This window comes from Streptomyces sp. NPDC020845, from assembly GCF_044334165.1.
In the GTDB taxonomy this organism is placed as follows: Bacteria; Actinomycetota; Actinomycetes; order Streptomycetales; family Streptomycetaceae; genus Streptomyces.
Genome location: NZ_JBIRSJ010000001.1, coordinates 63,061 through 75,328 on the forward strand (window position 1 = coordinate 63,061; position 12,268 = coordinate 75,328).

Sequence of the window (12,268 nt, forward strand, 5' to 3'; positions counted from 1 at the left end):
CCGGGGCACGTACCATGTCCGCATGTCGTTCCTCCGCCGCCGCAGCCCCGCCACGCCCACCGGTCCGGACTTCGACGTCCTGGCCATGGACCCGGGGGACTGGCCCGGCGATCTCGGGGCCGGGCTGCTGCCCGCTCCCGACGGCAGCTGCCAGGGCGTCTTTCTGCGCTACGACCTGTTCGGCGGACGCGGCCCCGCGATGATCATCGGGAATCTGCCCGAGGGATCCCCGGCCCGCGAGCTGGCCGAAGGACAGGTGCCGTTCGAGGTGACACAGCTGCTGGCGGCCCTGGGAAACGACGAGCCGGTCCATGTGGTGGACATCGAGGACACCCCGGTCATGCACGAGGACAACCTGCTCATCGTGCGCCGCATCAAGCTCTCCGAGGGCCGGATCTCCTGCTCCCAGTTCGACCGCAGCGACGGTGTCCTGGTCACCATCGCCAGCTGGGACCGGCCCATCACCGACGACCTCTACCGGCTGCTCAAGCCGCTGCCCGCGGAGATGTTCCAGCAGGGCTGAGGCGCGACCCGGCGGCCTTGCCCAAGGAGCGCGTCGGCAACGGGAGTTCCCTGCCTCGTATCGTCGCCTCGTACTTCGATCGGGTGATTGCCGGACCGCTGAGGCCGACCGCGCGGCGCGGTCGGCCTCACCCTGTGGCTCGCGACTACCGGTCGGAGCGCTCGATCCGCACATCGGCGGCCCGTACGAACGCCACCCGGTGCCCGAACTGGATCTGGTAGTACGTGTCTTGGCCGCGCACCACCTTGTGGCCCGCCGGGTCGAAGGTCGTCGCCCACAGATACTCGCCCTGGGTCTTCAGCCCCAGCGCATACCGCTGCCCGGCGAGCAGCTTGTACGGCAGCGGCGAGACGGCCTGCACCGGTACGCCCTCCGGGTACGCCTCCTTCTCCGGGTAGGCGCGGCCGTACACCGGCACGTCAGCCGCGCCGTCCTTCGGGGTGATGACCAGACCCCTGCCGTTCACCGCGGTCGGCCGGCCCTTGGGGTTCTCGAACCAGGCCTTCTGCCCCAGATACCAGATGGCCGTCCAGTTGCCCTGCCGCTCCGCGACCGCGAACCGCTGGCCGGTCGACGCGCGGGCGCCGGTGTCGTTGACGCCGGTCGTGGAGTCCGCCCCGTCGGGACGCAGCCCGATGTCCTTGATCAGCGGGGCGTCCGCGCTCGGCGCGGTGTGCAGCCGCACCGCGCCCGAGCCGTGCGGGGCGCAGGGCTGTCCGGCGGTGTCGCAGTCGGTGTACACGGGCTGGTGGGTGTCGTAGTCGGGGCGGATGGTGATCAGCCCGCCGCTGGGGCCCGTGGTGGTGCGGAAGGGCGCGCCGAGGAGGGTGAAGTAGTGCGCCCAGTCCCAGTAGGGGCCGGGGTCGGTGTGCATCCCCTTGATGTTCGGGGTGGTGGTGCCGGGGACGTTGTCATGGCCAAGGATGTGCTGGCGGTCCAGCGGGATGTCGTACTTCCGCGCGAGATAGCGCACCAGCCGGGCCGAGGCCCGGTACATCGCCTCCGTGTACCAGGCGTCGGGGGCGGTGAGGAACCCCTCGTGCTCCACGCCGATCGACTTGGCGTTGACGTACCAGTTGCCCGCGTGCCAGCCGACGTCCTTGAGCGCCAGGTGCTGGGCGATATGCCCGTCGGCGGAGCGCAGGGTGTACTGCCAGGACACATACGTCGGGTCCTTGATCAGCTTGAGGCAGACGTCCCAGGTGCCCTCGGTGTCATGGATGACGATGTAGTCGATCGTCTGGGACTCGGGGCGGTTGCCCAAGTCGTGGTTGCCGTAGTCGTTGTCGCCGAACTGCTCGTACGGCGCCGGGAACCACTCGCAGGAGACGCCCTTGGGGGCGTCGATGTTCGGATCCCGCGCGACGGACGGCAGCCCCAGCGTCCGCAACTGCCGGGTGTCGGGAGACACTTCGGGCGCGGCCGGGAGAGAGACCACCTCGCCCGAGCCGGTGGTGCGCGCCGCGCCGCCACGGATCACCTCGAAGACGTCGTCGGCGAAGACGGCGGCTGCCGTGGCGTTGTCGGAGCCGGAATAGGCCGCCACCGCCCCGTACCAGTCGGCCGGGTCCTCGCTCAGTGGCAGCCCCAGCTTCTTCTGCTCGGCGGCCAGCAGGGCCGCGCCACCGCGCACATTGGCCGCCTCGTCGGCGCGCAGAGACTCCGCGGACAGCCCGCTCAGCTCGGCGGCCCGCTCCAGCGTCCGCAGCCGCGCGGGCAGCTGCCGCGGCTGGGGTACTTCGGTGTCGGGCACCAGACGGGCGCGCGCCAGATCGCCACGCGCGTCCTCGGTGCCGTGGCTGTGGTGCGGGGTGCGGGCCAGGGCGGTGGTCGCGTCGGTGAGGTGCATGGGGCCGTAGCCGCCGGTGACGCTGGGCGCGCCGCCGTGGCCGTCCCAGCGCGACTGCAGATACGACACGCCCAGCAGCACGCTCAGCGGGACGCCGTACTCCTTCGCCGCGGCGGCGAAGGCCCGCTGCAGGGCGTCGCTCCCGGACCGGGACTCGTCGGCCAGAGCGGCCGGGGCCTGGGCCGCGAGGGGGAGCAGAAAGGCGGCCGACGCGGCGGCACCGGCCGTCCGCAGGGCGGTCCGTCGCGTGGGGCCGGGCTCCGGTCTGTTCGGGTCGTGCGCGCTGTCCTGTGCGGATCCTCGCATTGCAGCCTCCTCTAAGGCGGGCCGAGCGTGCGCCGGTGTGCCCCGGCCATGCGTACGGGGCCGAGCCCACCTAGAGGTATCCGGTGCCGGGCGATCCGTCAATCATGCTCACCCGCCCGGGTGTTCGCACGTCAACGCCCGTGCCGAGGTGTTTCCCCTTTTTTCTGGGGCTCAGTTCGCCTCCCGGGCGCTGCAGCCCCTGTCGACGGTCGACCGTGCTCGGCCCCTCGTTCCTCGGGGCCTCCGCGCGCTCTCCCTTTCGACAGGGTCGCGCCCCTTCGGCTCGCCCCCAGCTACCGCTGGGAGGTGCCCCCTGCCCGGCACGGGCGTACGGGCCTGCGGCGCGTCACTGGTCCAGACCGATGGCGTCCAGACCGATGACGCGCCCCGCGGCTCAACGGGTTCCGACCGCGGCCCGCACGGCACGCCGCGCGAGGGAGCAGTCGTCGTGCAGGCGGCGCAGCAGCAGACGCTGCTCCTCACCGGCCCCGACCGCGCCCGGAGCCACGGGGGCGGGGTCGTGCATGGTGCGCTGCACGGCGGTTTCGCACTGGCGGATCTCCCGCGTCAGTACGAGCATCAGATTCACCAGGAAGGCGTCCCGCGCATCGGGCCCCGCCGCCTGCGCCAGCTGGCTGATCTGGCGCCGCGGCCCCGGGGCGTCGCCCAGCGCGGTCCACAGCGTGGCCAGGTCGTACCCGGGCAGATACCAGCCCGCGTGGTCCCAGTCGATGAGCGCCGCCCCGGCCGGCGAGAGCAGGATGTTGTTCAGTAACGCGTCGCCGTGGCAGAACTGGCTCTGGCGGGCGGCGGTGTGCGCGAGGCCGCGCAGCAGCTTCCGCAGATCGCCCATGTCCCGGTCGGTGAGCAGCCCGAGCTCGTGGTAGCGGGCCAGCCGGGCGGCGTAGTCGATCGGCGCGTCGAACAGATCGGCGGGCGGTCGCCATAGATTGATCCGGCAGATGGCGCCGAGCGCGGCCCGCACATCGGCGCGCGGCGGCGGCTCGCAGGGGTGGCGCTGGGACGCCGCCACCCGCCCGGGCATCCGCTCGATGACCAGGGTGCAGTTGTCCGGGTCCGCCGCGATCAGCCGGGGCACCCGGACCGGCGGCCGATGGCGGACGAACGCCCGGTACATCGCTATTTCCCGCCGGAACCGCTCGGCCCAGGCCGGTGAGTGGTCCAGCAGGCACTTGGCGACCGCGGTGCTGCGGCCGGTGGTGCCGACCAGGAGCACGGACCGCCCGCTGCGCCGGAGCACCTGGACGGGGTTGAACTCCGGACAGATGCGGTGGACCGACGCGATCGCCGTGCGCAGCTGTGCTCCCTGCGGGCCGGACATGTCGAGTCTGCCGCTCAGCGGGCCGGGGCCCGGGGCCCGCCTCGCTCGCCCGCCGAGGGCGGGATCCAGAAACGGCCCGGCGCCGGGCGGCTGCCGCCGGTACGGCCGGGGCGGGGCGGACACGGAGGACGATGCTGCGTACATGGACAATACAGATCCCTTCGTGCGCCGACGAGTCGCGCGCCTCCCGGCCCCGGGGCGAGGCCGCACCCTGGGGAATGCGACCATTCGCTGAACGCCGCCGGGCCGGGTGGCGCGGTCCTACACCACACCCGGCCGCGGGTGGCACACCATCTGGCGGACCCTGGCGAACCCTGGCGAATAGTCGCACGGGCCGTGACAGGGCGGTTACTGTCAAGTCAGCCGAGAACCTGGGGGCTTGACGTGACGAGGGAACCCAACACCCGTCTCGCGGACCTGTTCGGCCTCGCCGGCTGGTCCAAAGGGGAACTCGCGAGGCTCGTGAACCGGAAGGCGGCGGCCATGGGCCATCCGCAGCTGGCGACCGACACCTCGCGGGTGCGGCGTTGGATCGACACCGGCGAGATGCCGCGCGATCCCGTGCCCAAGGTTTTGGCCGCCCTGTTCACCGAGCGCCTCGGTCGAGTCGTGACCATCGAGGACCTCGGGTTCGCACGGCAGGGGCGCGCGGGGAAGGGGCAGTCCGCGGACGGGCTGCTCTGGGCGCCCGAGTCCACGGCCGCGGTCCTCACCGAATTCACGGGAATGGACCTTATGTTCAACCGACGCGGCTTGGTGGGTGCGGGCGCCGCGCTCGCCGCAGGATCAGCCATCACCGGAGCCATGCACGACTGGCTGCACAGTGACCCGACTCTGGCCACCGACGCCCCCCGTACCGACGATCCGCTGTCCGCGGACTTCGCCGGCTTCGACCGCTACGAGGCGGCCCCCGTGGGCTCCCAGGAGATAGACGCGCTGGAGCGCTCGGTCGACGTCTTCCGCGCCTGGGACGCCGCCCGCGGCGGGGGGCTGCAGCGCAAGGCCGTGGTGGGCCAGCTCAACGAGGTGGGCGGGATGCTCGCCTATCGCCACCCCCCGGCGGTGCAGCGCCGGTTGTGGGGCGTCGCGGCCAACCTGGCCGTGCTCGCCGGCTGGATGTCCCATGACGTGGGCCTGGAGCCCACCGCCCAGAAGTACTTCGTCATCGCCGCGCACGCGGCCCGCGAGGGCGGCGACCGCCCCCGGGCGAGCGAAGCGCTCTCCCGCGCCGCCCGGCAGATGGTCCATCTGGGCCGGCCGGACGACGCACTCGATCTGATGAAGCTCGCCAAGTCCGGTGCGGGCGAGGAGACGCTGCCCCGCACCCGCGCCATGTTCTGCACCATCGAGGCATGGGCGCAGGCGTCGATGGGCCACAGTCAGGCGGTGCGCCGCACCCTGGGCCAGGCGGAGGAGCTGTTCGTCTCGGACAAGGGGGATGTGCCGCCGCCGAGCTGGATGCAGCTGTTCAACGAGGCCGATCTGCACGGCATGGAGGGGCTGGTCTACCGCACGCTCGCGGAGCGTGAGCCCGGTGCCGCCGCGATCGCCCAGCAGCATGCCAAGGAGGGGCTGCGGAAGCGGGAGGGCGGCCGCGACCGGTCGCAGATCTTCGACCACATCTCCATCGCCTCGGCGTGCTTCATCGGCGACGACCCCGAGCAGGCGGACAAGTACGCGCGGTTGGCCCTGCTGACCATCGAGCACAACTCCTCCCACCGCACCTGGGACCGGCTGCGCGAGATGTACCGGCTCACCGGCCGGTACTCCACGCGCCCCGATATCCAGAGACTGCGCGAGGAGATCGAGCAGCGGGCGCCGAAAGGGCTGGGGCCCAAGGGGGCCGGGCCGAAGACACCGGAGGGCGGAGCGCCGGGCGGCGACGGAAAGACGGCCGTCGTGTGATGCGCTACGAGCCGGCCCGCGCGCTCGGCTGACGCGTGAGGAGTTGGCGCGTGAGGAGCTGACGTGTGAGGAGTTGGCGCGCTATGAGCCGACCCGCGCGATCAGCACGCAGGCGTCGTCCTCGCGCCGCTCATCGTCGAACGCCTCCACCACGGCCCGCACGCATTCCTGTGCGCTGTGGGCGGTGGCGAACCGCGGCGCCAGCCCGAGCAGCCGCTCGGCCCCCGCGTCACCCTCGGCGTCCGCGCCGTACGGCCAGAGTCCTCCGGTGTGCAGCACCAGCAGATCGCCGGGCTCCAGCCGCTCGCCGTACTGGGCGTATGTCGCACCAGGCGTGGCGCCGAGCAGGACGCCCTCCGGGGGCCGCAGGGCGCGCCCCGTCCCGTCGCGGAAGAGCAGCGGGGCGGGGTGCGCGGCCTGTGCCCACACCAGGGTGCGTGTGGCGGGGTCGTACCGGCCGCATACGGCGCTGCCCAGGGCGGGCTGCGCGGAGGCGTCGAGCAGTTGGTTGAGCCAGCTCATCAGGGCGCCCGGCTCCACCCCGGTCACCGCCATCCCGCGCACCGCGCCGAGCAGCATCGCCACGCCGGAGGTGGCGGCCACGCCATGGCCGGTGAGGTCGCCGACGCTGAGCAGGGTCCCGCCGTCGGGCAGCTCCAGCGCGTCGTACCAGTCGCCGCCGATCAGCGTGCTGGTCGAGGCGGGGAAGTAGTGGGCGGCGAGGTCCAGGGCGGCCGGACCCCCCGGGGAGGGCCGCGGGGAGCCGCGCCACACGGGCAGCACGGCCTGCTGGAGCTCGACCGCGACCCGGCGCTCGGTCTGTGCGATATGCCGCTGCCGCCGCAGCGAGTCACGGGTCTCGCGCACCGCGCGCTCACTGCGCCGCAGCTCGCTGACGTCCCGCAGGACGGCCCACATGGACGCGGTGCTGCCGTCGTCGTCGAGCACGGGCTCGCCCGACATATGGACGGTGCGCACCGCGCCGTCGGCGCGCACGATACGGAACTCTCCGTCGATCGGCTTGCCGTCGACCAGACAGTCGGTGACCAGCGCGGTCAGGGTCGGCTGGTCCTCGGAGAACACCCAGGAGGGCAGCTCGTCCAGGGGCAGCCCGCCCTCTGCGGGGGCCCGGCCGAAGATCTGGTACAGCTCGTCGGACCAGGTCACGGCGTCGGTGAGGAGGTTCCACTCGGCGCTGCCGACGCGGCTCAGCAGCGAGCCGTGCCCCTCGGGCCCGGCGTCCCGCGCGGACGTGGCGTACGCGGAGCCCGGCGGCGGGGGCGGCTCGGCGGCGGGCCGGCCCCCTGTGTCCGCCTCCGCCTCCGAGGGCGCTTCGGCCTCGGCCGGGTCGGTGGGCAGCCCCTCGCGCAGCTGGTCCAGATTCCGGCCCAGGTCGTCCAGATGGTGGACTGCGAGATCGCACAGCGCGCGCTGCCAGCGCAGCTGGGGGTCGTCCGCCCGGTCGAGGTCCGCCGTGGTGTCCCGGCGGACGGCGTCGACGTCGCCGCGCAGCCGCCGGGTCTGTGAGATGAGTGCGTCGACCGTGTCCCTGGGCGGCTGGGGGGGCTGGGCTGCGGAATGGTCCGCGGAGCGGGGGGACGGCATGACGTTCTCCGATACGGGCACGGCGCGGCCGGGTCGTGAGGGAAGGACCGGTAACGACTCTTGCACAGGCTGCGACGTCGCGTAAGCGGTTTGGCAATACCCGATCCGGTGGTGCTCTTGGCATATGCCAGTGGCTTTCCTGGGCAAGTCGGCACGGTTCGGCGGAACGATCTGTTCCGGGTAGGCTGCGGCGCTCGGGATCTCAAGGTCCACGGCGTTGATCCACGTTCATCGCGCATATCACGCCCGGACACCGGCAAGAATGCCGGACGACGGAAATCCCGTTGCCAGCGAACCCCCCGCACCGGATGCTGACCTCATGTTCGATCCAGACATAGCGCCCAGCGGCACCCTGCTCGGCCTCCTCCAGCGAGGCCGCGGCGACGGGACCCTGCACGCCCTCGCGGCGCCGCGGGCCGAGTCGCTCGCGGCACTGCACCACTGTGTGCTGCACGACCCCCGGCGAGACTGGCAGGTCGAGAACCGCTCCTTGTACTACGCCCGACTCTGCCTCGACCTCGACGCCGGACTCGACGAGATCGAACAGCACCTCTTCGACCCCGACGACCTCATCGACCCCGCCGAGGAGCGCACCGGCCTCGCCCTCGCCGTCCTCGGCCACCTCGCCTCGTACGGCCGCGAGGACGCCCTCCGCCTGCTCCGCCGCTACGCCGCGACCGGCGGCAACTGGCAGTGGGCGCTGGACGAGCTGGCCCTGCGCGACGAGGACACCGAGCTGCGTGCCCTCGCCCCCGCCGTCCTCGCCCGATACCCCGAGACCCCCGAAGGCGACGCCGAACTCGCCGCCGCCGTGCGCGGCGCCTATGAACCCCGGCCCTGGCGGCTGTGGGCCGACGACCCCCGGCACGGGACCCGGGTGCGCGCCGCCCAGGAACAGGGCTCCTTCGACCGCTGGCAGCGCCAGCTGCGCCCCATGGGCCCGCGGCCCGGCTGGAGCGTCCATGACGTGCTCCTGTGGGCTGGGCAGGAGGACGACCTGCGGCCCGGCGCCCGCCGCCCCGAAGCCGCGGCTCGCTGCCTGGCCGCCGTCGCCGGCCCCGAAGACCGGCCCGAACTCCTCGCCGCCGCCGCGGCCGCGCCCGACGCGGCCCGCGCCGCGGCCCTGCGGCACCTCGCGGAGACCGGCGACCCCGAGGTGCTGGACCTGATCGAAGCCGCCGTCACCGACCCCGCCGCCTCCGAGCTGGTCTCCCAGGGAGCCCTCGCCGCCTTCGAGCGGATGCGCAGCATCGTCGCCCTCGACCGGGCCCGGATGTGGGCCCAGCGCCCCGACGCCCTCGGCGCCGCGGCCGCCGCCATGCTCGCCACCCGGGGCGGCCAGTACGACGCGCCCCTCGTACTCTCCGCCCTGCGGGGCACGGTCCGGGCCGAAGGCCCCGACGCCCAGGCCCTGTGGACCCTCGTCGACGGCGCCGGACGGCTGAGGATCGCCTGCGCGGCCCCCGTGCTGCGCCATATCTACCGCGAGACCGCCTCCTCCCACCTCCGCGGCCGCGCGGCGCGCGCCCTGGCCGCCACCGACCCCTCCTTCGGCGCCGGCTTCGCCGTCGAATGCCTCTGGGACTGCGAGGAGAGCACCCGCGAACTGGCCGCCCGGCACGCCACCACCGCCGATGCCCGCGTCGTCGACCAGCTCCGCAGACTCGCCGCCGACCCGGCGGAGGAGGCGGAGGTCCAGACGGCGGTCCGCAGCCGCATCGGCCCTGAGGACTAGGCCCGGGCGTCGGGAGCAGGGCGCCCCCTTTGACGCCAGGGCCTAACGCTCATGGGACGTTCCCCGTCCCGAAAGCTTCACGATGCCGGGGCCACCCTTCGTACGCCGACAACACGGGTATGCGTGTCGCCATCGTCACCGAATCCTTCCCGCCCGACGTCAACGGCGTCGCTCACTGCGCCCTGCAGACCGCCCGGCATCTGCACCGGCGCGGTCACCAACCGCTCGTCATCGCGCCCGCCGTCCCGCACGACGGCCCGGCGGACCCCGATGCCTCCCGCCCCTATCCCGTTCTGCGCATCGCGTCCCTGCCGCTCCCCGGCTATCCCCAGGTACGCGTCGCCCTCCCCAGCCGACGGCTCGCCGCCGCCCTGACCGCCCACCGCACCGACGTCGTCCACCTCGCCAGCCCCTTCGTCCTCGGCGCCCGCGGCATGACCGCCGCGCTGCGGCTGCGCATCCCCGCCGTCGCCGTCTACCAGACCGACCTGGCCGGCTACGCCCGTACGTACCTCGGCAAGGGCGAGAACGCGGCCTGGCGCCGGATCCGCGCCGTGCACACCGCGGCCGACCGGACCCTCGCCCCGTCCACCGCCGCCGCCCACGACCTCGACGACCACGGCGTGCCGCGGGTGCGGCTGTGGGCGCGCGGCGTCGACACCGAACGCTTCACCCCCGCGCGGCGCGACACCGAGCTGCGCCGCACCCTCGCCCCCGGCGGCGAGCTGATCGTCGGCTACGTCGGCCGGCTCGCGCCCGAGAAGAACGTCGAGCTCCTGGCCCCCGTCTGCGCGCTCCCCGGCGTCCGGGTGGTCATCGTCGGGGACGGCCCCAGCGAGCCGGGGCTGCGCGCCGCGCTGCCCGGGGCCCGCTTCCTGGGGCGCCGCACCGGCAACGACCTCGCCCGGGTCTTCGCGTCCCTGGACGTCTTCGCGCACACCGGCCCGCAGGAGACCTTCTGCCAGACCGTGCAGGAGGCCCAGGCCAGCGGCGTCCCCGTGATCGCCCCCGCGGCCGGCGGCCCACTCGACCTGGTCGACCACGGCCGCACCGGCCTGCTGGTGCCGCCCCTCGACGGGACCGCGATCGCCGACGCCGTCTCCCTCCTCGCGGCCGACCCGCGGCTGCGCTCGGCGCTCGGCGCCGCGGGGCACAAGGCGGTCCAGGGCCGCACCTGGGAGGCGGTCGGCGACCAGCTGATAGACCACTACACCGAGGTGCTCGCGACCCGTACGGCGGTGCCGGCATGAGCGTGTCTTGGTGCGCTGTGCGGGCTGGACTGAGGAGCCGCGCAGCGACGGAGGAGCGAGCAGTGACGAGGGAAGCTCGCGCGTTGGAGCGCGCCGGGTCTGAGCGGGAGGGAGGGGCGTGAGCGCGGCGCCGCCGAGGGCGGGCGCGTCGGCCTATGAGCCGAACGGCGTGCGCACGCCGCTGCGGATCGTCAGGCTCGCCAACTTCATCACCCCCTCCTCCGGCGGGCTGCGCACCGCGCTGCGTGAGCTCGGCGCGGGCTATCGGGCGGCCGGGCACGAGCCGGTCCTGGTCGTGCCGGGCGCACACGCCTCGGATGAGCTGACCCCCCAGGGGAGGGTGATCACCGTCCCGGGGCCCGAGGTGCCCGGCACGGGCGGCTACCGCGTGCTGACCGACCGCCGACGCCTGGCCCGGCTGCTGGACGGGCTCGCGCCCGACCGGCTCGAGGTCTCCGACCGGACCACCCTGAGGTGGACGGGGGAGTGGGCCCGGCGCGCCCGCGTGCCCTCCGTGATGGTCTCCCACGAGAGCGCCGACGGCGTGCTGCGCACCTGGGGCGTCCCCGAGGCCGCCGCCCGCCGGGCCGCCGACGGGCTGAACCGGCGCACCGCGCGGGCGTATTCGCGCATCGTCTGCACCACGGAGTGGGCGGCGCGCGAGTTTGTACGGATCGGCGCGCGCAATGTCGTACGCGCGCCCTTGGGCGTCGACCTGGACCACTTCCACCCGACCCTCCGCGACCCGGCGCTGCGCGACCGGCACCGGGACGGGGCCGCGGTGCTTCTGGCGATGTGCTCGCGCCTGTCGCCCGAGAAGCGGCCCGGCCGCGCGCTCGACGCGCTCGCCGAGCTGGGCCGGAGGGGCGTCGGCGCGGCGCTCGTGGTCGCGGGCGACGGCCCGCTGCGGCCCCGCCTCGAGGCCCGCGCCCGCGAGGAAGGGCTTCCGGCCGCGTTCCTGGGCCATGTCGCCGACCGGGGCGCGCTCGCCGCGCTCCAGGCCAGTGCGGACGTCGTGCTCGCCCCGGGGCCCGCGGAGACCTTCGGGCTGGCCGCGTTGGAGGCGCTGGCGTGCGGTACGCCCGTCGTCGTCAGCGAGCTGTCCGCCCTCCCGGCCATCGTCGGCCCCGCGGGTGCGACGGCGGCCGACCACGGCGCGGCGTTCGCGGACGCCGTCGAGCACCTGCTGTCCCGCCCCGAGCCGACCCGCCGCGCGGCGGCCCGCGCCCGCGCCGAGTGCTACAGCTGGCCGGAGGCAGTGGCCGCGTTCCTCGCGGCCCACGACGCGCCGCCTGTGCACGATCCGTCACCGGTTCGTGGTGGGTTGCTCATCGGCGGCGATGTCCCCGCTGGTGACGGCCGTGACGGTGACGCCGCCTCCCCGGAGCCGGGGGCGCACGCCGACGGCCTGCCGGTCGGCCCGGCCGCCAGGGCCGCGCGATGAGCGCGGGCCGCGTCGGCGCCGCCCGGCTCTCGGCCGTCCACGGGGCAGCCCCTGCCCGGGCGGCCTGGTCGGGCCCGCGAAGCGGGCCACGGTGCCCCCGGCGACCGCTGGGGGCACCCTCGGCCCCGTCGTGCGCGTCGCCCGCCGCGCCGCGCAGCGGTAGCTGGGGGAGGCAGACCGACCGCGGCGCCCCGTACGAGGGCGACACTCCGCCGTGCGATCGCACGCTTCCCCAGTCGGCACCGGGAGGAGCCCGCTTGGCGTCTGCCGAGCCGGCGCGACATCGCGGCATGCGGGGCACCCGGGGCG

8 protein-coding genes are annotated in these 12,268 nt (G+C 74.3%); 5 read left to right on the forward strand and 3 right to left on the reverse strand.

From position 1 onward, the window contains the following. Positions 1-22 precede the first annotated feature (22 nt). Positions 23-523 (forward strand): hypothetical protein, encoded by a 501-nt coding sequence (locus ACH4U7_RS00235; protein WP_398525785.1) that lies wholly within the window; start codon positions 23-25, stop codon positions 521-523. Positions 524-668: 145 nt separating this feature from the next. Here ACH4U7_RS00235 and ACH4U7_RS00240 read toward each other — a convergent pair whose 3' ends face one another. Together ACH4U7_RS00240 and ACH4U7_RS00245 are read right to left on the reverse strand one after the other, a co-directional pair. Then, on the reverse strand, positions 669-2,678 hold the full coding sequence (locus ACH4U7_RS00240; RefSeq protein WP_398525786.1) for an N-acetylmuramoyl-L-alanine amidase: 2,010 nt from the start codon (positions 2,676-2,678) through the stop codon (positions 669-671). A 394-nt stretch (positions 2,679-3,072) separates the two neighbouring features. After that, positions 3,073-4,164 (reverse strand): aminoglycoside phosphotransferase family protein, encoded by a 1,092-nt coding sequence (locus tag ACH4U7_RS00245; protein WP_398525787.1) that lies wholly within the window; start codon positions 4,162-4,164, stop codon positions 3,073-3,075. Between the two features lie 240 nt (positions 4,165-4,404). Between ACH4U7_RS00245 and ACH4U7_RS00250 the strand changes: the two genes are divergently transcribed. Next, positions 4,405-5,925 carry a hypothetical protein gene (locus ACH4U7_RS00250; protein ID WP_398525788.1) on the forward strand — a complete coding sequence of 507 codons (1,521 nt, stop codon included), beginning with the start codon at positions 4,405-4,407 and terminating at the stop codon, positions 5,923-5,925. Positions 5,926-6,006: 81 nt separating this feature from the next. On the opposite strand, the gene ACH4U7_RS00255 is transcribed toward ACH4U7_RS00250, so the two are convergent. Next, complete coding sequence (locus ACH4U7_RS00255; protein WP_398525789.1) at positions 6,007-7,530, reverse strand: PP2C family protein-serine/threonine phosphatase; 1,524 nt, start codon at positions 7,528-7,530, stop codon at positions 6,007-6,009. A 319-nt stretch (positions 7,531-7,849) separates the two neighbouring features. Here ACH4U7_RS00255 and ACH4U7_RS00260 point away from each other — a divergent pair, with 319 nt between their 5' ends. The 3 genes from ACH4U7_RS00260 (at position 7,850) to ACH4U7_RS00270 (ending at position 11,959) form a co-directional block, all read left to right on the forward strand. Beyond that, on the forward strand, positions 7,850-9,265 hold the full coding sequence (locus ACH4U7_RS00260) for a HEAT repeat domain-containing protein (protein WP_398525790.1): 1,416 nt from the start codon (positions 7,850-7,852) through the stop codon (positions 9,263-9,265). A gap of 119 nt (positions 9,266-9,384) precedes the next feature. Beyond that, a complete protein-coding gene (locus ACH4U7_RS00265; protein WP_398525791.1) occupies positions 9,385-10,515 on the forward strand; it encodes a glycosyltransferase family 4 protein in 1,131 nt (376 codons plus the stop codon). Between the two features lie 169 nt (positions 10,516-10,684). Then, entirely contained in the window at positions 10,685-11,959 is a 1,275-nt protein-coding gene (locus ACH4U7_RS00270) for a glycosyltransferase (RefSeq protein WP_398526420.1), read from the forward strand. Positions 11,960-12,268 lie beyond the last annotated feature (309 nt).

Coding starts and splice junctions, on each gene's coding strand:
- ACH4U7_RS00235 (WP_398525785.1), top strand. CDS start 23: ATGTCGTTCCTCCGCCGCCGCAGCCCCGCCACGCCCACCGGTCCGGAC.
- ACH4U7_RS00240 (WP_398525786.1), bottom strand. CDS start 2,678: ATGCGAGGATCCGCACAGGACAGCGCGCACGACCCGAACAGACCGGAG.
- ACH4U7_RS00245 (WP_398525787.1), bottom strand. CDS start 4,164: ATGTACGCAGCATCGTCCTCCGTGTCCGCCCCGCCCCGGCCGTACCGG.
- ACH4U7_RS00255 (WP_398525789.1), bottom strand. CDS start 7,530: ATGCCGTCCCCCCGCTCCGCGGACCATTCCGCAGCCCAGCCCCCCCAG.
- ACH4U7_RS00260 (WP_398525790.1), top strand. CDS start 7,850: ATGTTCGATCCAGACATAGCGCCCAGCGGCACCCTGCTCGGCCTCCTC.
- ACH4U7_RS00265 (WP_398525791.1), top strand. CDS start 9,385: ATGCGTGTCGCCATCGTCACCGAATCCTTCCCGCCCGACGTCAACGGC.